The 21,437-nt window shown below is 62.1% G+C and carries 18 protein-coding genes; 3 read left to right on the top strand and 15 right to left on the bottom strand.

Annotated features, from left to right (window positions below; all coding sequences use genetic code 11):
* Positions 1-88: 88 nt before the first annotated feature.
* Positions 89-1,639, top strand: coding sequence for a phospholipase D family protein (locus P5W99_RS25485; RefSeq protein WP_434664899.1), 1,551 nt, complete (start codon positions 89-91; stop codon positions 1,637-1,639).
* A gap of 390 nt (positions 1,640-2,029) precedes the next feature.
* Here P5W99_RS25485 and P5W99_RS25480 read toward each other — a convergent pair whose 3' ends face one another.
* From P5W99_RS25480 to ehuA, 6 genes are all read right to left on the bottom strand, one after another.
* Positions 2,030-3,391, bottom strand: a complete 1,362-nt coding sequence (locus P5W99_RS25480) for an MFS transporter (protein WP_421028033.1) — start codon at positions 3,389-3,391, stop codon at positions 2,030-2,032.
* Between the two features lie 89 nt (positions 3,392-3,480).
* Entirely contained in the window at positions 3,481-4,260 is a 780-nt protein-coding gene (eutA, locus tag P5W99_RS25475) for an ectoine utilization protein EutA (RefSeq protein WP_434664897.1), read from the bottom strand.
* A 3-nt stretch (positions 4,261-4,263) separates the two neighbouring features.
* Positions 4,264-4,923: an ectoine/hydroxyectoine ABC transporter permease subunit EhuD gene (gene ehuD / locus P5W99_RS25470; protein WP_421027660.1), complete on the bottom strand. Its 660-nt coding sequence runs from the start codon at positions 4,921-4,923 to the stop codon at positions 4,264-4,266.
* Positions 4,924-4,927: 4 nt separating this feature from the next.
* Entirely contained in the window at positions 4,928-5,587 is a 660-nt protein-coding gene (gene ehuC, locus P5W99_RS25465) for an ectoine/hydroxyectoine ABC transporter permease subunit EhuC (protein WP_434664895.1), read from the bottom strand.
* 36 nt (positions 5,588-5,623) lie between these two features.
* Positions 5,624-6,466 (bottom strand): ectoine/hydroxyectoine ABC transporter substrate-binding protein EhuB, encoded by an 843-nt coding sequence (ehuB, locus tag P5W99_RS25460; protein WP_434664893.1) that lies wholly within the window; start codon positions 6,464-6,466, stop codon positions 5,624-5,626.
* Positions 6,467-6,526: 60 nt separating this feature from the next.
* On the bottom strand, positions 6,527-7,429 hold the full coding sequence (ehuA, locus tag P5W99_RS25455; RefSeq protein WP_434664891.1) for an ectoine/hydroxyectoine ABC transporter ATP-binding protein EhuA: 903 nt from the start codon (positions 7,427-7,429) through the stop codon (positions 6,527-6,529).
* A gap of 437 nt (positions 7,430-7,866) precedes the next feature.
* Between ehuA and doeA the strand changes: the two genes are divergently transcribed.
* Together doeA and P5W99_RS25445 are read left to right on the top strand one after the other, a co-directional pair.
* Positions 7,867-9,087 carry an ectoine hydrolase DoeA gene (gene doeA / locus P5W99_RS25450; protein WP_434664889.1) on the top strand — a complete coding sequence of 407 codons (1,221 nt, stop codon included), beginning with the start codon at positions 7,867-7,869 and terminating at the stop codon, positions 9,085-9,087.
* A gap of 72 nt (positions 9,088-9,159) precedes the next feature.
* On the top strand, positions 9,160-10,254 hold the full coding sequence (locus P5W99_RS25445) for an alcohol dehydrogenase family protein (protein ID WP_434664887.1): 1,095 nt from the start codon (positions 9,160-9,162) through the stop codon (positions 10,252-10,254).
* A gap of 91 nt (positions 10,255-10,345) precedes the next feature.
* Here P5W99_RS25445 and P5W99_RS25440 read toward each other — a convergent pair whose 3' ends face one another.
* The 9 genes from P5W99_RS25440 to P5W99_RS25400 all read right to left on the bottom strand — a co-directional run bounded on the left by P5W99_RS25440 (position 10,346) and on the right by P5W99_RS25400 (position 21,435).
* Positions 10,346-11,743, bottom strand: a complete 1,398-nt coding sequence (locus P5W99_RS25440; RefSeq protein ID WP_421027655.1) for an aspartate aminotransferase family protein — start codon at positions 11,741-11,743, stop codon at positions 10,346-10,348.
* A 41-nt stretch (positions 11,744-11,784) separates the two neighbouring features.
* The gene (locus tag P5W99_RS25435; RefSeq protein WP_421027654.1) at positions 11,785-13,269 is read right to left on the bottom strand and encodes an NAD-dependent succinate-semialdehyde dehydrogenase; all 1,485 of its coding nucleotides are present in this window, start codon (positions 13,267-13,269) and stop codon (positions 11,785-11,787) included.
* A gap of 166 nt (positions 13,270-13,435) precedes the next feature.
* On the bottom strand, positions 13,436-13,927 hold the full coding sequence (locus P5W99_RS25430) for an Lrp/AsnC family transcriptional regulator (RefSeq protein ID WP_434664884.1): 492 nt from the start codon (positions 13,925-13,927) through the stop codon (positions 13,436-13,438).
* A 15-nt stretch (positions 13,928-13,942) separates the two neighbouring features.
* Positions 13,943-14,980 carry a N(2)-acetyl-L-2,4-diaminobutanoate deacetylase DoeB gene (doeB, locus tag P5W99_RS25425; RefSeq protein ID WP_421027652.1) on the bottom strand — a complete coding sequence of 346 codons (1,038 nt, stop codon included), beginning with the start codon at positions 14,978-14,980 and terminating at the stop codon, positions 13,943-13,945.
* 62 nt (positions 14,981-15,042) lie between these two features.
* Positions 15,043-16,032: a cyclodeaminase gene (locus tag P5W99_RS25420; protein ID WP_434664882.1), complete on the bottom strand. Its 990-nt coding sequence runs from the start codon at positions 16,030-16,032 to the stop codon at positions 15,043-15,045.
* Positions 16,029-17,060 carry a hydroxyectoine utilization dehydratase EutB gene (gene eutB, locus P5W99_RS25415; protein ID WP_421027650.1) on the bottom strand — a complete coding sequence of 344 codons (1,032 nt, stop codon included), beginning with the start codon at positions 17,058-17,060 and terminating at the stop codon, positions 16,029-16,031. Before eutB ends, P5W99_RS25420 begins: the two co-directional genes overlap by 4 nt.
* Before the next feature lie 174 nt (positions 17,061-17,234).
* Positions 17,235-18,632, bottom strand: coding sequence for a PLP-dependent aminotransferase family protein (locus P5W99_RS25410; RefSeq protein ID WP_421027649.1), 1,398 nt, complete (start codon positions 18,630-18,632; stop codon positions 17,235-17,237).
* Between the two features lie 309 nt (positions 18,633-18,941).
* The gene (locus tag P5W99_RS25405; RefSeq protein ID WP_421027648.1) at positions 18,942-20,393 is read right to left on the bottom strand and encodes a purine-cytosine permease family protein; all 1,452 of its coding nucleotides are present in this window, start codon (positions 20,391-20,393) and stop codon (positions 18,942-18,944) included.
* 97 nt (positions 20,394-20,490) lie between these two features.
* On the bottom strand, positions 20,491-21,435 hold the full coding sequence (locus P5W99_RS25400; RefSeq protein WP_421027647.1) for an electron transfer flavoprotein subunit alpha/FixB family protein: 945 nt from the start codon (positions 21,433-21,435) through the stop codon (positions 20,491-20,493).
* Positions 21,436-21,437: the final 2 nt, after the last annotated feature.

Below are 21,437 nucleotides of genomic sequence, written 5' to 3'. Positions count from 1 at the left end.
CCCGATTGATCTGACAAACCGGCACGCGATGCGGCGAACGGTTCGCCCGCCGGCAAGACAGCACACTTCGCCCGAAGGAAAGGCATTCATGGTCACGCCGGCTTCGTTTACCGCGATGCTTTCGCTGTTTGCGCTGGTCGCGTGCGGCAGCCTGCCTTCGCAGCCAGACCGCGAGCCATCGTACGCCATCACGGATACCGCGAACACACGGCTGGGCCTCGCGTTTCGGGCTCAGGCCGAGGCCCACCCAGGTCTCGATGCCTTTCACCTGTTGCAGGATCCGGTCGACGCTCTGGACGCGCGCGTACTGCTCGCCGATCGCGCCGATCGATCACTCGACCTCCAATACTACATCTGGCATGACGATCTGACCGGCCGCAAACTGGCCGATGCAATCATCCGCGCGGCGGATCGCCGCGTAAGGGTGCGCCTACTGCTCGACGATCTCGGCACGAACGCGAATGACAGCAAGTTGCTCGATATCAGTTCGCACCCGAACATCGAGATCCGCCTGTTCAATCCGGTCGCGACCCGCACGTTCCGGAAGACTGGCGCCGCGCTTGAGTTTGCCCGCGTCAACCGGCGCATGCACAACAAGGCAATGATCGCGGACGACCAGGCTGCGATCCTCGGAGGCCGCAATATCGGTGATGAATACTTCGGCGCATCGTCGATGCTCGAATTTGGCGATCTCGATGTCGTAGTGCGTGGTCCCGCCGTGGCCGACGTATCGACCGAGTTCGATACGTTCTGGAATTCCCCTTATGTGTACCCTGTCAAAGCGCTCGTCGGACACGATGCCGCGCCCGAAGGTCTCGAACAGGAACGCGAGCGGTTGCGCGATTACCTGCGGACCATGGAAGACAACCCGTATGTGGTCATAGCACGGCAACGGCTCGAGAGGATCGTTCACGGACAGGGTACGCAGTTTTCCTGGGGGCATGCCGTAGTGCTGTACGACGATCCGTCGAAGATCGCTCATTCGCCGCGCGACGACGCAGGGCACCTGTTCCCGAAGCTGAAAGCGCTCGAACTCGAACCCGGGCATGAGCTGATCATCGTGTCGCCGTACTTCGTGCCGGGCAAGGCAGAGGTCGATCGGCTGCGCGCACTCGTCGCGCGCGGCGTGCGCGTGACGGTACTGACCAACTCCCTTGCATCTACCGACGTGGCTGCCGTCCATGCCGGTTACCGGCTTTACCGCCGTGATCTCGTCGACGCAGGGGTGATGCTGTACGAGCGACGTCCGTTCGGAGACCAGAGCATTTCGAAGCAGGTAGTGTTCGGGTCGTCGCGCGCCTCGCTTCACGCGAAAACGTACATCTTCGATCGCAGGAGCATTTTCATCGGCTCAATGAACTTCGACCCCCGCTCCCTGAAGCTCAATACGGAGATCGGGGTCTACTGCGAGAGCCCAGACATTGCCGCCAAAGTGGCAACGGACCTGGAATCGGGAATCGACCAGATCGCGTGGCGCGTGGCGACTCGGACGGACACCGCTGGCCGCACGCATCTCGTGTGGATCCAGACCGCGCCGGATGGCACGAAGACCACGCTGGATGCAGAACCTGCAGTGTCTGCAGCGCGGCGACTGGAAGTCTGGTTCCTTGGGCTGTTGCCCATCGAATCGCAGCTGTGAACAGGCGAGCCGGTCAGGCGATCAGGAGCGGATCGCTAATATGAAAGGATTAGATCCGCTTTTGCTCGGCAGCCTGTGCCATACCTGGCGCTTAAAGACGCCGTTTAGACTTTGAGCGGCATTTGAGCGCCGAATTCACGAGCCTCCAGGCCCGCAACAGTCGTCACATCGATGACGCCCGAGATTGTCACAGTTGCCAATGCATGTTGCGGTCGCGTGTCTCGCCCACCGCTTCTGGCTTTTAACAAGCGACCGGATGGACAAGGCCTCGGTCCCGCGTGGACGTGCCCCGCCCCGCTGTGCGCCTCCATGCGTCATACCCAGGCGACGCGTGCGCGGCAACGAGGCAACTTCGAAAACAGCCCACGCCGGGAACTCGAATGCATTACGCTATATCGACGCTTTCCGCTTGCCAGGAATGTCTCGCCCCCGTAGCGAACAGCCAGACGTCTCCGTCACGAAGATCAGCGCCAGCGCGCCGACTACACACGCGCCCATCATGTAGTAAGCCGGCACGAGGACATTGCCCGTGCGCGCGATCAACCACTCGCTGATCAGCGGAGCCGTGCCACCGAAGATCGACGTCGATACGTTGTACGCAATCGCCATCCCCGCATAACGCACCTGCGTGGGGAACATCGCGGGAAACATCGCCGAGATGCTCGCAAGCTGCGGAACGTAAAGCAGGCCCAACACCGAAAATCCAATCAATGCGCCGATGAGGCCGTGCTTCATCAGAAGGAACATCGGAATGGCGGCAACGAAAAGCCCGACGAGGGAAAACCACCAGACGTTCTTGCGGCCGATCCGGTCAGAGACAGCCCCTGCGAAAGGCAGGAACAGCATCATCGTCAGCATGCCGATCAGGGGCACCAGAACCGACGCATTTTCGCCCATGCCAAGCTGCTTCTGCATGAAGGTGGGCATGTATGCCAGCAGCACGTAGTTGACCACGTTGAGCGCCACCACCAGACCACCGAGTAACACCAGCGGCCGCCAGTGATCAATCACCAGCGCCTTCAGCGTGGTGCATTGTTGCGGTTCCGTTTGCTGTTCCTTCTGGCTCGCGCGCTCCAGTTCGACGAACACCGGCGTATCCTCCAGCTTCGAGCGCAAGTAAAAGCCGATCAGACCCAGCGGCGCAGCGATCAGAAAAGGCAGTCGCCATCCCCATTCATGCATGGCGGTATTGCCGAGCACGACCGAGCAGCCGAGCATCAGAAACGCGCCGAGCGAAAAACCCGCGAGCGTCGCGAACTCAAGAAAGCTGCCGCAAAAACCTCGCTTCTTGTCGGGCGCGTATTCGGCCATGAAGGTCGCGGCGCCGCCATATTCGCCACCTGTGGAAAAGCCCTGAACCATCCGCAGGACGATCAAGAGTGCCGGCGCCCACCAGCCGATGCGCGCGTAGGTCGGCACGAGTCCGACCAGCAGCGTGGCCACCGACATCAGAATGATCGTTGTCGCCAGCACCTGCTTGCGACCGAGGCGGTCTCCGAGTGGTCCCCAGAACAATCCGCCCAGTGGACGAACCAGAAATGAAATGGCGAACGTCGCGAGCGCGAAAAGTGTGGCTTGAGCCGTGCTGCCCGGGAATAGTGCGGCCGATATGTAGCTCAAGCCATATGCGTAGATGCCGTAATCGAACCACTCCGTGGCGTTGCCGAGCGCCGAAGCTGCAATGGCGCGACAAAGCAGACTCGTTGACTGACACCGCTCCGCCTCGTTGTCCCATGAATGTGCGTAGTCCATCGTTCCTCCTGAATGTCCAGCGATGTGATAGCGTCCCGACCACATCGAAATCTCTGCGGGTGATCCGCGCTTGCCGCGATTTGCGTCCCTCAAACTTCGAGCGATGGCAATGGCAGCGTCATCAATCGTCCCTGTGCGGGCCTCGCGTTGTTGTTGCCGCAAAGACGCAGACACATCCACGCCGTTGCAAGATTGCTGCTGACTGTAGGCTTGCCAATCGACGTCTCGATGCGCGCGACCAGCGCGGCCGCACGCACCGCCGTACAGGAAATAAAAAGTGCATCGGATTCGTCGGCAGTTGCCGAATGGGCAAATTCCACAATGTCGTCATGCGAGATTCTCGCCATCTCGCGGTCGTCGGCCAGGCCCAGGCAGGTGAAGCGATCGATTACGAAGCCCTGCGCAGCGAAATACGCTGCCATCGGCGCGCTGGTTTCCACCGTATAGGGCGTGAGCACGCTGATGCGCCGCGCGCCGAGCGCGCGCAACGCGGCCACTGCGGCGGCGGTCGGCGTAACCACATGCGCCTGCGGCTTCGCTGCATGAATCGCCGCTTCGATCTGCGCGTCGCCGATCATCACCGACGCCGACATACACGAATACATCACGACGTCGAGCGCTTCGTCGGGCAAGATCAACGCTGCGCCGGCGGTCAGCGAGGGCTGCATCGCACGCAGATTTTCCGGCGTGACCGGGTTCACGTAAGGCACGCGGTTCACATAAATGCCGATCCGTTCGCTTGCGACGAGCGCCGCGAAGTCCGGTTCGGTTGTGTGATCGGTGGCGAGAATCACGAGCCCGATACGCTTGTCTAGTGCGCGTTCATTAAGGCGCGGTGCACGATCGGCAGACTGGATGACGGGTCGCATTGCTCAATGTCCGAGAGGCGGAAAGCGCTTTTCAAGCAATCTCACCGCGGCTACTGCGATCAGGCTGATGCACAGGAACAGGACGCCAACCAGCGTCATCGGTTCGAGATAGCGGTAGTCTGTGTTCGCGATGATCTTCGCCTCGTTCATCAATTCGAGCACGGTAATCGCCGACAGCAGCGGCGTTTCCTTGAACATCGAAATCAGATAGTTCGCGAGCGCGGGCAGCATCGGCGGGACGGCTTCGGGCAGGATGATGTGCTGCCACGTTTGCGATGGACTCAAATTGCACGCCTTCGCGGCTTCCCACTGTCCGCGCGGCACGTTCTCGATACCGCTTCGATAAACCTCCGCCGCATACGTCGCATAGTGCACGCCGAGCGCGAGCACGCCGGCAGCGAGCGCGGGCATGCGAACGCCGATATCCGGCAGCACATAAAACACGAAATACAGTTGCACGAGCAACGGTGTGCCGCGAATGAAGCTCACCACAGCCGTCGTGCCGCCGGCAACCGCACGATTCGGCGAAAGGCGCAGCACCGCGAACACCATGCCGACTACGGCCGCCACGATCGCACCGAGCACGGTGGCGAGCACGGTGATCTCCAGACCTTGCAGCAGAATCGGCAAGATCTGGCGCGCGAAACTCCAGTCCCATTCCATGCGCTTATCTCCTCATCCCGTCGAGTCCGAAGCTCACCCGGCGCTCGAGCTTGCGCATGCCGAACGCAATCAGGCACGCCATGGCGAAATACAGTACGAGTATCGTCGCGAATGGAATCAAGGTATTGCCTGTCTGCGAGCGCACTACCTGTGCCTGAAAGGTCATATCGCCAAGCGAAATCAGCGAGACGACAGCGGTGCCTTTGAGCAATTCGATTGCGTTGTTGCCGAAGGTCGGCAGCATCAGCGGCAATGCTTGCGGCAGGATCACATGCCGCATGCGTTGATAGCGGGTCAGATTCAATGCGATACAGGCGTTCCTTTGCTCATGGCCAATCGCCACCACTGCGCCGCGCACCACTTCCGCGCCATATGCGCCGACGTTCAGACCGAGCGCGAGGACACCGGCCTGCAAGGGCGTCAGCGTCAACCCAATCATCGGCAAGACGAAATACGCCCAGAAGAGTTGGACGAATACCGATGTGCCGCGAAAGAACTCGATATACGCTGTCGCCAGCGATCGCACCGCGGAGAATCGCGACAAGCGCCCCAATCCGGCGACAAACGCCATCACGAGGGCCAGTACCGCCCCCATCACCGTGAGTTCGACGGTGGCCTGAGCGCCCTTCAGAATCAGCAGAAGATAGCCGTACCAGTCATGCATGGACGCACCTCGTGTTGCGACAGGCCCCGAACGGCTTCATTTCGAAGCCGCGCACAATTTTTCGCGGCTGGTCGACATCGCGGCCTTGGCGGAGAATCCATAGGGTTCGACGATCTTCGCGAATTCGCCCGACTCCTTCAGCTTTTTCAACTCGACGTCGAACGCATCGCGCAGCGCCGTATCCTGCTTGCGGAACGCTACGCCATCGCATTGCACCGGCGTGCCCTGCACGGGCGCAATGGATTCCAGATTGGCATCTTTCGCCTTCGCGAGCAGATCGCTGATCGACAGCAGCGGCAGCGCGAATGCATCGATGCGACCGTCCTGCAGCATCTTCAGTCCGCTCTGGCCATCCGGCACGACGATCACGCGGTCGCCCGGAATATTGGCGGCCATCGCAAGCTTCTGTTCGGTCGTGCCGCCTTCCACGCCGATCACCGCCTTCGGATCTTTGGCGATCGCCTCATAGGTCTTGATGTTCTTCGTGTTGCCTTTCTTGACCGCGAATGCCTCGACCGCACACAGCACCGGTTGGGAATACGCAACGGCTGCGCAACGCTGCGGCGTCATGAAAAGCCCTGCCGCGATCGCGTCGTGACGTCCGACCGCGAGACCAGGAATCATTGCACCGTACTCGGAAACCGACGCGACGATGTCGTTCACACCAAGTTTCTTGAACACCGCGCGCGCCACATCCGGTGCGGCGCCGGTCACCTTGCCATCGGCGCCCACTGCCGTGAACGGCGGTTCGTTCGCGATGGCAATGCGCGCAAAGCCCTGCTGTCTTAGTTGCGCCAGCTTGTCCTGCGCGGCGAGCGCAACGCCGCCTAGCGCCAGCAGCGAAATCGTCCCCGTGATCAGCATGCCTTTCAATTTCATGGTTGCGGCTCCTTTATCGTGGTCGTATGCAATGGCGTGCGTTCAAGACACCGCAGCGGCTCAAAGCCTGTGGCCCGCAGCGATGATCTTGCGGAGAAACGCCTGGGTCCGTTCGTGTTCCGGGTGCCGGAAGATGTCTTCGGGTTTGCCTTCTTCAATGATCCGGCCGCGGTCGAAGAACAGCACGCGGTCGGCGAAGTCGTGCGCGAAACCCATTTCATGCGTGACGAGCAGCATCGTCATGTCGGTTTCCTTCGCCAGGCGCTGCATCACGTTGAGCACTTCTTCGACGAGTTCGGGATCGAGCGCCGACGTCACTTCGTCGAACAGCATGATTCGCGGCGCAAGGGCCAGCGCGCGCGCAATCGCGACGCGCTGCTTCTGCCCACCGGAGAGTTGCGCAGGACGACTCTTCGCCTTGTCCGCCATGCCCACCATGTCGAGCAATTCCATCGCCCGCCTTTCAGCCGATTCACGGCTCTCACCCTGGGTCAGGATGGGCGCAAGCGTGATGTTGTCGAGCACGCTCTTGTGCGGAAACAGATTGAAATGCTGAAACACCATGCCGACCTTCGAGCGCATCTTCTGCAAATGCCGCTCGTTCGCGGGCACCATGCGCTCGCCCTGCCGCATCTGAAACAGCGGCTCGCCATCGATCTCGACGTGACCGCCATTTATCGATTCGAGTGTCATCAGAATGCGCAGGATCGTCGTCTTGCCCGAACCCGATGGTCCGATCAACGCGAGCTTCTCACCCGGCATCACCTCCAGAGACAACTCGTCGAGCACGGTCAGCGCGCCATAGCGCTTCGTGACGCGGTCGATCTTGATCAGCGGCTTGTTCATCGCGGCTTCGACATGCGAATCGCCGACGTGAGCTCGCGCGACTCGCGAGGCGGCAGCAAAGGCGGTCGGAGCAATATCTGAAACGTTCAGCGTGTCGGTGACTCGCGCGGTATTCATCTCGATTCGATTCCCGTTCTTCATGCCAGGGGTTTGCCGGAACGCGGTTCATCGGCAGTCGCGCCCGGCAATGCTGCCAGGCTGGCCGGTTCCGCTATGCAAATCAGAATACAAAGCCATATTCGCGATCCGATTGCTCTAGAACAATTCTTTTTCCGCGCACCGAAAACCTGCCGCGCAATGCCGCCCCACAGGGCATTCATGCACCAAACCGGCATTCGCATCAGGGTCAACACCTGGACGAGCCAGCGAGCTTTTGCTGCGTCGCACCGTGCTCTCATGCGCACGTCGAAGATTGAACTAGCACATTCGAAGCGGCTTTTTCGCGGCATTAGACTGCGCCCAGAAACGCCCCAAAGGCGTCTTGTCGCGTGCCGGAGCACCTGAACAAGGCGCCATTCTCCGAACCGACGTCACGCCCAGAGAGAGATAGGAAGATGTCCGATACAACAAACCTGGAACGGCAAAGTGCAGCGCCTGCGGTACGCTTGCCATTCGAACGCGCCGAATACGCCACGCGTCTGGCCAAAACGCGCAAGGCCATGCAGGCGGCGGGAGTCGAACTCCTGATCGTGTCCGATCCCACCAATATGGCCTGGCTCACCGGATACGACGGCTGGTCGTTCTACGTGCATCAGTGCGTGCTGCTCGCACTCGAGGGCGAGCCGGTATGGTTCGGCCGCGGTCAGGACGCCAACGGCGCAAAACGCACCGTGTTCATGCAGCATGATCAGATCGTCGGTTATCCGGATCATTACGTGCAGTCGCCGGACCGCCATCCTATGGACTACCTCGCGAATGAAGTGATCGAGGCACGCGGCTGGGGCGCACTACGCATCGGCGTTGAAATGGACAACTACTATTTCAGCGCAGCCGCATACCGGTCGCTTGTCGCGCATCTGCCGAACGCGAAATGGCAGGACGCCACCGCGCTGGTGAACTGGCAGCGCGCTGTCAAATCGGCACGTGAAATTGAATACATGCGTGTGGCCGCGCGTATCGTCGAGCGGATGCATGCGCGCATCGTCGAGCGGATCGAACCCGGCATGCACAAGAACGACCTGGTTGCCGAGATCTACTCGACCGGCATTGCGGGTGTGGACGGTCATGGCGGCGACTATCCCGCCATCGTGCCGCTCTTGCCGACGGGCGCCGATGCCGCTGCTCCCCATCTAACATGGGACGATACGCCGTTCGCGAAAGACGCGGGAACGTTCTTCGAAATTGCAGGCTGCTTCAAGCGCTATCACTGCCCGCAATCGCGCACGGTGTACCTGGGCAAGCCGCCGAAACATTTCCTCGACGGCGAGCGTGCCGTGGTCGAAGGAATCGAAGCGGGGCTTGCCGCCGCCAAACCCGGCAATACCTGCGAAGACATCGCCAACGCGTTCTTCGCCATGCTGAACAAATACGGCATCGAAAAGAACAGCCGCTGCGGCTATCCAATCGGCGCAAGCTACCCGCCCGACTGGGGCGAGCGCACGATGAGCCTGCGCCCCGGCGACAAGACCGTGCTGGAGCCCGGCATGACGTTCCACTTCATGCCGGGTCTGTGGCTCGACGACTGGGGCCTCGAGATCACCGAGAGCATCCTGATCACCGATACCGGCGTCGAGACGCTCTGCAACACGCCGCGCAAGCTGTTCATCAAGCCGTAAGCCCCTGCCACCGCCTGGAACCCGTCTGCGTGCTCACTTTGCATCCCGCAACGGGTTCCCCAAAGGAAAACCATGCTGCCAAAGACCATGAAGGCCGTCGTGCTCACCGCGCACGGCGGCCTCGACAAGCTCGTCTATCGCAACGACGTGCCCGTTCCCGCGTGCCAGCCAGGCGAAGTGCTGCTCGACGTCACCGCGTGCGGATTGAACAATACCGATGTGTGGGTTCGTGAAGGCGCTTACGGCACCGACGACGACCCGCAAGCCGTTTCGACCTGGCGGCGCGGCCGCTCGACGCTGACGTTTCCGCGCATTCAAGGCGCGGACATCGTCGGACGTGTGGTCGCCGTCGGCCGCGGCGTGAGCGAAACGCGCATCGGCGAACGGGTGATCGTCGATGCGTCGATCTACAACCGCGATGACGACAGCCTCGCCGACATCGACTACATCGGCCACGGCCGCGACGGCGGCTATGCCGAATACACGGCGGTGCCTTCGGAGAGCGCACATCGCGTCGATTCGTCTTGCTCCGATGCCGAACTCGCGACATTCTGGTGCGCGTACCACACCGGCGAGCAGATGCTCGAGCGCGCCGCCGTAAAGCGCGGCGAAGCGGTACTGATCACGGGCGCCTCGGGCGGCGTGGGCTCGGCCGTCATTCAGCTGTGCAGGGCTCGCGGTGCGATTCCGTATGCGGTCGTGAGCCGGGGCAAGGAAGATGCAGTGCTCCAGCTCGGCGCGCAAGGCGCGATGCTGCGCGACAGCGCGGACTTCGGCGCTGCGGTCGAACGGATGACCGGTGGCAAGCCTGTCGACGTCGTGGCCGATCTGGTCGGTGGCCCATTGTTCGGCAAGCTATTGAACGTGCTTCGCCCCGAAGGCCGCTACACGACGGCCGGCGCGATTGCGGGCCCGCTCGTCCAACTCGATCTGCGCACCATGTATCTGAAACAGTTACAGTTGAACGGATCGTCGCAAGGCACGCGCGCCGCATTCAAGCGCGTGCTCGACCATATTCAGGCGGGCACCATCAAACCGGTGCTTGCGGCGACCTGGCCGCTGTCGAAGTTTCATGAAGCGCAAGCGCAATTCATGTCGAAACGCTTCGTCGGCAACATCGTCGTCGTGCCGGATCGGCATTACCGCGACGATGCCAAGGCAGCTTGAAACGCAAACGCGGTTAGCAGCGCAAAAAAGCCAGACCCACGGGTCTGGCTTTTTTGCACCTGTGTTCAGGCTATTGACGCATCACGAAGCCTCACGAAGAGGCAGCCGGCGCAAGCGCCGCCGACGCAACCTCATCCAACGCCTCACGCGCGATTTTCACGATCTCGTCAACGTCACTGCGCGAGGTCACCAGCGGCGGCGCAAAGCCGAGAATATCGCCGTGCGGCATCGCCCGCGCGATCAAGCCACGCTGCATGGCCGCCGCCGACACGCGCGGACCGACCTTCAGCGCCGCGTCGAACGGCCGGCGAGCCTCCTTGTCGGCCATGAATTCGAGCGCGGCCAGCATGCCCGCGCCGCGCACTTCACCGACCAGTGGATGCGAGTCGAACGCGGCATGAAGCTGTTCGAGCAAGTACGCGCCGGTTTGCGCGGCGTTCTGCGTGAGGTTCTCGCGCTCCAAAATATCCAGATTCGCGAGCGCCGCCGCCGCGCACACTGGATGGCCCGAGTACGTCCATCCATGCCCCATCGCGCCGAGTTCCTGAGACGCCTTGTCGATCACGTCCCACACGCCCTCGCTCACGATCACGCCCGACAGCGGCGCATAGGCACTCGTCAGGCCCTTCGCGACGGTAATCAGATCCGGCGCGATGCCATAGTGCTGCGCGCCCATTTTCGAACCGACCCGGCCGAAACCGCACACGACTTCGTCGCAAATCAGCAGAATGTCGTGCTTTTTCAGTACCTGCTGGATGGCGGGCCAGTAACCGGCAGGGGGAGGCAGAATGCCGCCGGTGCCCATCACCGGTTCAGCGATGAACGCGGCGATCGTATCGGCGCCCTCTTTCGCAATCAGCTTCTCCAGTTCGTCGACGCAATACGCGACGAATTGCTTTTCGTCCATTCCCGCCGGCGCCTGCCGATACCAGTGCGGACACACCGTATGCTTGACGCGATCGATTGGCAAATCGAAGCATTGATGGAAGCTCGGCAAGCCCGTCAGGCTGCCGGTCACGATGCCCGAGCCGTGATAGCCGCGCTGCCGCGAGATGATCTTCTTCTTGTTCGGACGGCCCTTCACGTTGTTGTAGTACCAGACGATCTTGATCTGCGTTTCGTTGGCGTCCGACCCGGACATGCCGTAGTACACCTTCTTCATCCCCTGCGGCGACCAGTCGATGATGCGCTTCGACAATTCGATGATCGTATCGGTCGAGTGGCCGACGTAGGTGTGATAGTAGGCGAGCTTCTTCGCCTGCTCGTAGATAGCATCGGCGACTTCCGTGCGGCCGTAGCCGATGTTCACGCAATAGAGACCGGCGAACGCGTCGATATACGACTTGCCCTGGTGGTCTTCGATGCGAATGCCTTTGGCGCCCGTCACGATGCGCCCGGGCAGCGCGCCATTCGCGTGGTCGTGCGCATGCGTCGACGGATGCATGAAGTGCGCGCGGTCGGTGTTAAAGAGTTGATCGAGTTGAGTCATCGGAAGCTCCTTCGTGTAATCCATCCAGGGTTTGAGTTGCGCTACGCTGCGCGACTCTCGGTAACCGGCAGGCCAAGTTGCCCGAGGCAGAAATAGCGGGTTTCGACGAACGGTTCGAAGCCTTCGGCTCCGCCTTCGCGGCCGAGTCCCGAAGACTTGACGCCGCCGAACGGAATAGGTGCACCGGTGAACTTCGCACCGTTGACCGAAACCATCGCGAATTCCAGACGGCGGATCAGTTGAAAAACCGTGTTGATGTCCCGCGCACAGACGTAGGCGGCAAGGCCGTATTCGGTATCGTTCGCGCGCTCGATCACTTCGTCGAGCGCATCGAACGGCGACACCCCCGAGATCGGCGCGAAGTTTTCTTCGTCGTAGATACGCATGCCCGGCGCCGCGTCGGCCACCACGGTTGGCTCGAAGAACCAGCCGCCGCGCTCGTGCGGGTTGCCACCCACCGTGATGCGCGCGCCCTTCGCCTTCGCGTCGGCAACGCGCTGTGCTGTGCTGTCGAATGCGGCCTGGTGCATCAGCGGCCCGACATCCACGTTTTCCTCGAATGCGGCGCCCACATTCAGCGCCCGCACGGCTTCGGTGTAGCGTTCGACGAATGCCTCGTACAGCGGCCGCGCGACGAAGATGCGATTGGCTGCGCAACAATCCTGCCCCGAGGTCTGAAACTTCGCCGCGACTGCAACACGCACGGCCTCTTTGAGATCGGCGTCCGCCGTCACGATGAAAGGCGCGTTGCCGCCAAGTTCCAGGGCCGTCTTCTTGATGCCGGCGCGCGCGGCCGTCTGCATGACGAGCGCGCCAACGCGCGTCGATCCCGTGAAGCTCACTGAACGCACGCGTTTGTCGCTCACGAGCGTTTCCATCGCCACTTGCGGCTCGCCGAGCACGACGTTGAACACGCCCGCCGGAAAGCCAGCTTCTTCGGCCAGTTGCGCGAGCGCGAGTGCGGAGAACGGCGTTTCGTGCGCAGGCTTCACGACCACGGTGCACCCGGCGGCGAGCGCGGCAGCCGCTTTGCGCGTGATCATCGCGCACGGAAAGTTCCACGGCGTGATCAGCGCAGCGACGCCCACGGGTTCCATCACCGTACCGAGATGCGCACCATCGATATGAGTCGGAATGTTGCGGCCATTCAGCCGGCGTGCTTCATGCGCGAACCATTCGACGAAACTCGCGCCGTATGTGATTTCGCCGCGCGCTTCGGCAATCGGCTTGCCCTGTTCGAGCGACAAAATCGCCGCGAGATCATTCCGATGGCGCAGGATCAGTTCATGCCAGCGCAGCAGCAATGCCGTGCGTTGATTAACCGGCAGCCAGCGCCATTTCGAGAACGCACGCCCGGCGGCGTCAACTGCTTCGGTAATCTGCGCGGCGTCCAGCATCGGTACGTGGCCGAGCACCTTTTGATCGGCGGGATTGAGGACTGGAATGCTCGTCGCACTCGCGCTATGCACCCAGCGCCCATCGACATAGCACAACGACTTGAAAAGAACCGGATGACCCAGCAACATGAATGCCTCCTGTTTGCAATCCATGTGTGTCACTGTACGGGCTGCGGCGCTGTGTTTTTTTTGGTTGATGCGCCTTGAAACCTGGCTTTTTTTCTGAATTTCGAAATGACGTCGTGCGTTTTTCTGCGGCCGCGCAAAGCCGCCGGACGATAGCCGCCGGCACGCTTCATGCGCCGTCGCCGATGCTCTCCTGCGCCCAGTCCGGCAACTCTTCGACGCCGCTTTTGACGACCTTCGTGACGATGTACGTGAAGTACTTTTCGATGCCCAGTTCGTCGCCCAGCAGCGAATCGATGAAGCGCTGATAGTGGTCGATATCACGCGACATCACGTGCATGACATAGTCCACGCCGCCGCCGGTGGCGTGGCATTGCACGACCTGCGGCGCGCGAGCGACACGCTCTTCGAAACGCCGCATGTCGTGCGCGGTGTGACGCGCGAGTGTAACTTCGACCACCACGCGGCTGCCTTTGAACGCGGCCACCCAATCGATGTCGGCGCGATAGCCGCGTATTACGCCGCCTTCCTCGAGACGCTTGACGCGTTCCCACGCCGGCGATATCGACAGGTTGATTTCCTCGGCGAGGCGCGACTTGGTGATGCGCCCATCGTGCGCTAGGATGCGCAGAATCGCCAGATCGTAGCGGTCGAGCTTCATCGGACGATTACGCCGTTAGCGCGCCGTGACCGGTATGCCGCGCTCGACGACGTCGGCCAGCACCGCCACCGTATCGCCGGTTCTGACGAGGCCGGGAAAATGCCGCGCGGCGAGCATGCCCGCACGACGCGCGCGATATTCGACGGGCGCGGTGCCGGTGCGCGACGCATCGTAGATGCGCGCGATGACTTCTCCGTTTTCGACCATATCGCCGAGGTCCTTGCACAATTCCAGCAGACCATCATGCTCGCTCGTCGTGTAGCAGGTGGCGTCGGGCATATCGAGCAGCGTCGTGGTGCGCGCGGTGTTTGGCGCGGTCGCATTGTCGGCAGCCGTTGCCAGAATGCCCGCATGCTGCAAAAAGCCTCGCACGCCGCGCTCCGCGATTGCAACGCTCTGCACGGTGGCCGTGCCGCCGCCGCCAAGTTCCGTCGAGACGAACACCTTGCCAGCCTCCTCGACGGCCGTGTCGTATAAACCGACGCTATCCAGTTCGAGCATGCGCATCGAATATGGCGCACCGAATGCGCGCATCGCGGCTTCGCAACGCGACTGCTGATTCGCGTCGGGCAAGACGTGAATGGCGGCGAATGGCACGAAGTCGAGCGTGCGCCCGCCCGCGTGCAGATCGAGCACGTAATCGGCAAGCGGCAGCAGATACCGCTGGAAGTAGTCGGCGATTTTTTCGGTCGCCGTGCCGTCCGGCTTGCCGGGGAAGCTGCGATTCAGATTGCCGCGATCGATCGGCGACGTGCGGCTTCCCGCTCGAAACGCCGGAAAGTTCATGAACGGCACGACGATCACGCGCCCCTTCACATCCTTCGCTTTCAGCGACACCGCCAGTTTTGACAGCGCGATCGGCCCTTCGTATTCGTCGCCATGATTGCCGCCGGTGAGCAACGCAGTCGGTCCTTCGCCATTGCGCACGACGGTGACGGGAATCATCTCGGCGCCCCACGCAGAACCATCGTGCGAGTGCGGCAGTTTCAGAAAGCCATGTTGTTCGCCGTCCGCGTTGAAATCGACCGTCGGCTGAATAGGTGATGCACGCATCTGAACTGCTCCTTCATGTGCCGCCTGGGCGGCGTTTCGATTGTTGCGCCTTCATGGCGATGTCATTGCGAAAAGAGCACCCCGGCGCTCGCGCCACGCGCCCGCTGCAAGGCGAGTGCCGCAATCGCGGTGTCCTGCGCGCCGGTTCCGGTCAGATCGCAGATCGTCACGTCGGCTTCATCGACGCGGCCGGCACTCTGGCCCGCGATCACCTGCCCGAGTTCGGTTATCGCGCTGTCGGCGTGCATCGCACCGGCATTCAGCGCGTGATGCAGTTCGCCGAGCACACGCGTTTGCTGCGCGCGGTCGCACACGTAGCGCGCCGCCGCCAACGCCGCCGGGGCGATTTCGTTCTTGTGTTCGGCATCGGAACCCATGGCCGTGATGTGCAGACCAGGATGCAGATGGGCGGCTTCGATCAGCGGCGTGCGGCTCGGCGTGGTCGTGATCGCTATATCTGCTTCGGCGAGCGCATGGCGAACGTCGCGCGCCACCTCGCATCGAACGCCGAGTGTTTCGCTCATCTCCTGCACGAAGCGCTGCGCGCTTTCCGGGTTGCGCGCCCACACGCGCACTCGCTCGATGCAGCGCACCAGCGACAGCGCCTGCAATTGCAGGCGTGCCTGCTCGCCCGCGCCAAGCACCGCGACGTGCGGCACGTGGGGCTTCGCGAGCCAGCGCGCCGCCACCGCACCGGCAGCCGCCGTGCGCACCGCCGTGAGATAACCGTTATCGAGCAGCACGGCTTCGGTCAAACCGGTCTTCGCCGACAGCACCAGCATCAGCCCGTTCAGACTTGGCAGCCCGAGCGACGGATTGTCGAAAAACCCGGGACTCACCTTGATCGCGAGACTGTCGAAGCGCGGCAGCCAAGCGGTCTTCACGTCGATTTCACCGTTGTGGTCCGGCAGGTCGAGCCGCAGGATCGGCGGCATGGCAACGGCCTCGGTGGCAAGCGATAGAAACGCCGTTTCCACCTGATCGACCGCCGCGAGATCGAGCGGGACGAGTTGACGTAGTTCGGCTTCGCCGAGGAGCGTGATGGAAGTCATGGGGCCTCGAGTGAGTCACGTGGTGCACGGCTGCGGTCAACGACGCGCCGATGCAGGTCCATATCGATGTTCGCGCCGGTCACGACCAGCACGAGCGGTCCGTGCGCGAGACGCCCGGCTTCGAGCTTGCCGTCGAGCAAGGCGGCGATGCCGACGGCTGCCGCGCCCTCTACAACGAGCCGTTCATGCCAGTACGCGTGCGCAATGCCGCGCGCAATGGATGCCTCGTCGAGCAACACGATCTGGTCGATCAGATCGCGCGTGAGCCCAAAGGTGTAGCGGTTTTCAAGCCCGATGCCGCCGCCGAGCGAATCGGCGAGCGTTTCGACTTCGTCGACGAGAACCGGTTTGCCGGCCGCGAGGCTCGCCTGCATCGCCGCGCCGCGCGCCATCGTCACACCGGTGAGGCCAATCGCGGCGTTCGCGCTCCTGGCGGCGAACGCGACGCCGGCAAAGAGGCCACCACCCGAAAGCGGCACGACGATGTTCGCGACATCGGGGAGCGCCTCGACGATTTCCAGGCCAATCGTTGCCTGCCCGGCGATCACATGCGGATCATCGAACGGCGGCACATACGCATAGCCTTCGTTGCGCACCAGAAGCCGCGCTGCGTGTTCGGCCTCGTCCTGGCTTTTACCGACAATCTGAACCTGTGCGCCGAGCGCGCGCACCGCGTCGACCTTGTTGGCCGGCACGAGCGCCGACATGCAGACCATCGCGTCGATGCCGAGCGCGCGGGCCGCATGCGCAACCGCGCGCCCATGATTGCCGGTGGAAGCGGTCACGACCTTGCGGCAACCGGCCTCGGCGAGACGCGCGAGTGCGTTGGTGGCGCCGCGCACCTTGAAACTGCCAGTGGGTTGCACGGTTTCGAGCTTGAGATACACGGGCACGCCCGCAAGATGCGACAAGCCCTGCGATTCGACGAGTGGCGTGCGGCAGATGCGCCTCTCGATACGCCGCCGCGCATGATAGACATCGGCCAATGAAAGACCGGTCTGCGAAGTAAGGGATATCGAAGCGGACATCGACTCGGCTCTGCGCGAAAGGGTTCGAAGGTTTCGAATCCGATGCGGCTACGCCCGCCTTGCTGGCTCATGGGTGGCTGCATCGTGCTCAGTCCAGCCCAGTCTAATGTTCTAAAAAGCGATTTTTATTGTCCTGGTACATTTCCAGTTCGCGCGTCGCAATGCGCGCGACGATTACACGAAATCGTGTACTTGCGGGTATTGCTCGAACACATCGAGCATGGTCTCCAGCGCATTGTTGTAAGTTCCTTCGCCCACCTCGGCGCCCACACACACGCGCACGGCGTTGGGCCGATCGGCGTCGCGCACCAGAAACGGATCGGGTGAAGTCACGGCGATATTGCGATTGCGCAGTTCCCTCACGAGGCGATCGGTGCGCCAGTGATCGGGCACGCGCAGCCACGCGGAGAGCGCCTGCGGATGCGCGCCGAGCACGTATTTGCCCAGCGTCTTGCGCAACTGTGCCTGACGCTTTCCAAGCCGTTCGCGCTGGATCTCGACGAGCCGCGCCGCCGTCCCGTCCGCGATCCAGCGCGTGGCCACTTCCGCCATCGGTGAGGTGGCCATCCAGCTGCTGACGCGAAGCACGCTCTCCACGCGCAGCGCCAGCCTGCGCGGCGTCGCCAGATAGCCGATCCGCAAGCCCGCCATCACCGATTTGGTCATGCTCGTGCAGTAAAACGACAGGTCGGGAATCAGGCTGGAGATCGGCGTGGCCGCTTTGGCGGGAAGCGGGCCGTAGACATCGTCCTCGATTATGTACACGCCGTAGCGCTCGGCGATTCGCGCAATCGCGCGGCGCCGCGAGTCCGGCATCAGCGCGACCGTCGGGTTGTTCAGCGTCGGAGTGCAGACGAGCGCGGTAATGCGCTCGCTGTCGCACATTTCCTCGAAATGTTCGGGATGAATGCCGTACTCGTCGATCTCCAGGCCTTTCAGCGTGAAGCCCAGCACGTTGGCCGAGCCGATCACGCCGTGATCGGTCAGGCTCTCGCACAACACCGTATCGCCGGGGCCGACCGTCGATGCCAGCGCGAGAAAAATGCCGTGCGCGGTGCCGTTCGTCACAAGCAGCGTATCGGCCGAAGCCGGCATGCCCAGTGACGCGAGCCACGCGACGCCCGCCTGCCGGTGGTGTTCGAAGCCCGCGATCGGGCGAAACGCGCGAATCCACGGCTGATCGTCGATGGTTGAAAGCGTGGCGCACACCTTGCGCCACATCGCGTCGTGTTCCGCCGTATGAATGATCCGCGCGATCGAAAAATCGACCACCGATCGCTCGGCGGTATCGAGCATGTAGCTCGACATGGTCTCGGTAACGCGCGCAGCCACGAAGCTGCCGCGTCCTACCTCGCAGCGGATCAGCCCCTGTCGCTCCAGTTCCTTGTACGCATTGGTCACTGTTTGCACGCTGATCGCCAGTTCGGCCGCGACGTCGCGCTGCGGCGGCAGGCGTGCGCCAGCCGGCAAAGTCTGGCTCTCGATGTCGCTCGCGATAGCCTTGACCAGCCGTTTGTATTTCGATTCCACGCCATGCACCGCGCGCAGGGTTTCCCGCCACTGCTCGATCACCGACGACCTCCGCGTTTTCCGGTTCGCGTATCCGGTTACCACCGGTTTTTGTGGCTTCCCTCGTCTATATTGCGGCAAAACAGGACGCGAAGAATATTGTCCTATGACATTTCCGGAAAAAAATTGCTGCTCGCTTTCGGCGTCGGAGGGGTGGCGTAGGCCCAGCGGGAATGCCTTTTAGCCCATGAGCTATAAAAGAGACCCGTTCCCCGATTTTTGTAGCCAAAGGGGACAATTCCCACTTGCCGCCTCGAAGCCCTTGGGCTGCAAATTTTTTCGTTTTCAGCCCCGCGCGGTCGTGCCAGCACGCTAAATCAGCGTTTCCCTGGCGCCTGCCTCATCGCTCAGCGTATCAGGCAGGATGAGCTGGGCAGGCACGCGCGAAGGCGCGAAGTGCGTCGCCGCGTAGTACAGCGCGCCCGGCACGACGATGCCGACGATCCACGAAATATCCACGCCGCCGAGATACTCGACCCAACGCCCGGTATAAAAGCCGGTGGCAACGAAAGGCATCTGCACCAGCACACCTGCAACGTAGACGGTTATACCGACCGGATTCCAGCGCCCGTATCGGCCATTCGCATCGAAGAGCGCGGGCACGTCGTAACGCTCACGCGTGACACAATAGTAGTCGACAAGGTTGATCGCGCTCCACGGCGTGAAGAACACCAGCAGGAACAGCAGGAAAGACGAGAATGCCTTCAGAAACGAATGCTGCCCGGCAAGCGCGAGTGCGCTCGACGCGCTCACGGAGAGAATCACGAATGCGAGGCGGGTACGGCGGGACACTTCGCGGCGCTGGCCCAGACCGGTAACGATCGTCGCCACCGACATCACGCTGCCGTACGCGTTGAGCGTGGTGATGGTGAGCTTGCCAAGCGCAATCGTGAAATAGAGGATCGCAGCGATGGTACCCGTCGCACCGAGGCCGACAATGAACGCCACCTCATGCCCGGAGAAGCGGTTCCCCGCGAGCGCGGCGGCGAGCACGCCGAACGTCATCGAAACCTGCGCCCCGATCACCGTTCCGCTGAATACGGCGAAGAAGGTCTTGAGCGTCGAGGTGGACTTCGGCAGATAGCGTGAATAGTCGGCGACGTAGGGACCGTATGCGATCTGCCAGGACGCTGAGAGCGAAACGGCGAGCAGGAAGGAGGCGACGGTGAAATGCCGGTTGGCGATCAGCGAGCTCCATGCGTGACCCGTCAGGAGGCTCGCGAAGAGGTACAGGAAGGCCAGTGTGCCGACGATGCTCGATACGCGGCCCATTGCGTGAATGATTCGATAGCCTAGTCCGGTGAGCAGAATCACCACGGCGGCAAAGATCAGGATCGCAACGGTGTTGTTCACGTCGAGCAGTTCGCCGATGGCCTGACCGGCCAGCACCGTGCCGCCCGCAGAGAACCCCACGTACATCACACAGACCAGCACGAGCGGAATGATTGCGCCATAGACACCGAACTGCACGCGGCTCGAAATCATCTGAGGCAGGCCGAGTTGCGGGCCTTGCGCACCATGCAAGGCCATGACCGCGCCGCCGAGAATCTGCCCGAGGAGAAGCCCGATCAACGACCAGAATACGTCGCCACCCAGCACGACGGCGAGCGCGCCAACCACGACTGCCGTTATCTGCAGATTCGCACCGAACCAGAGCGAAAACTGGCTGGAAAGATTGCCGTGGCGCTCGGCATCGGGGATGTAGTCGATCGAACGACGCTCAGCTATGGCGGTTCTTGCACTCCGTGATGCGGTACGGTCCATTTTGTGCTCATCTCCAAAAGGTAACTGCTGCAGGGTCGTGCCCGCGTGCGCTGCGAACCGCGGCGCACCAGGCGTTGAACAAAGCGGCGTACGTTGTTCAGATTTTTTCGGTAAGCGACGGAACGATGTCGTTGAGATCCCCGACGACGCCGTAATCGGCGACGCTGAAAATCGGCGCTTCCGGATCCTTGTTGATCGCCACGATGACCTTCGAGTCCTTCATCCCGGCCAGATGCTGGATCGCACCCGAGATGCCCACCGCGACGTACAGTTGCGGCGCGACGATCTTGCCGGTCTGGCCGACCTGGTAATCGTTCGGCACGTAGCCTGCATCGACTGCCGCACGCGAGGCGCCCAGCGCTGCGTTCAGCCTGTCGGCCAGCGGCTCCAGAACCTTGGTGTAGTTCTCGCCGCTGCCCAGACCGCGGCCGCCAGAGACAATGATCTTCGCGCTCGTGAGTTCCGGGCGGTCTAGCTTCGTGACTTCACGGCTCACGAATAGCGAGAGGCCGGAATCCGCCACAGCCTCGATTTTTTCCACGCTCGCGCTGCCGCCTTCGGCTGCAACCGCATCGAATGCGGTCGCGCGGACCGTGATGACCTTGATGGGATCTTGAGATTGCACCGTCGCAATCGCATTGCCTGCGTAGATCGGGCGCTCGAACGTGTCCGGGCTGTCGACTGCGGTAATATCGCTGATCTGGGCGACGTCCAGCTTCGCGGCGATACGCGGCGCGATGTTCTTGCCGCAGGCAGTCGCCGGCATGAGGATGTGCGTGTAGTTCTTCGCCGGGTCTTGCACAATCGCGTGAACCGTCGCTTCGACGTTCTCCGCAAGACCTGCTTCAAGTTGCGGCGCGTCGGCCAACAGCACCCTGGACACACCTGAGATCTTCGCTGCCGCATCCGCTGCAGGCTGCGCATGGTGACCCGCGACCAGCACGTGAACGTCGCCACCGATCTTCAGCGCCGCAGCAACCGTATTCAGCGTAGCGGCCTTGATCGACGCATTGTCGTGTTCTGCAATTACCAGATTCGTCATTT

This window comes from Paraburkholderia sp. A3BS-1L, from assembly GCF_051125215.1.
In the GTDB taxonomy this organism is placed as follows: Bacteria; Pseudomonadota; Gammaproteobacteria; order Burkholderiales; family Burkholderiaceae; genus Paraburkholderia.
Note: the sequence above shows the minus strand (reverse complement) of the source record. Positions and strands in the feature narration are given on the sequence as shown.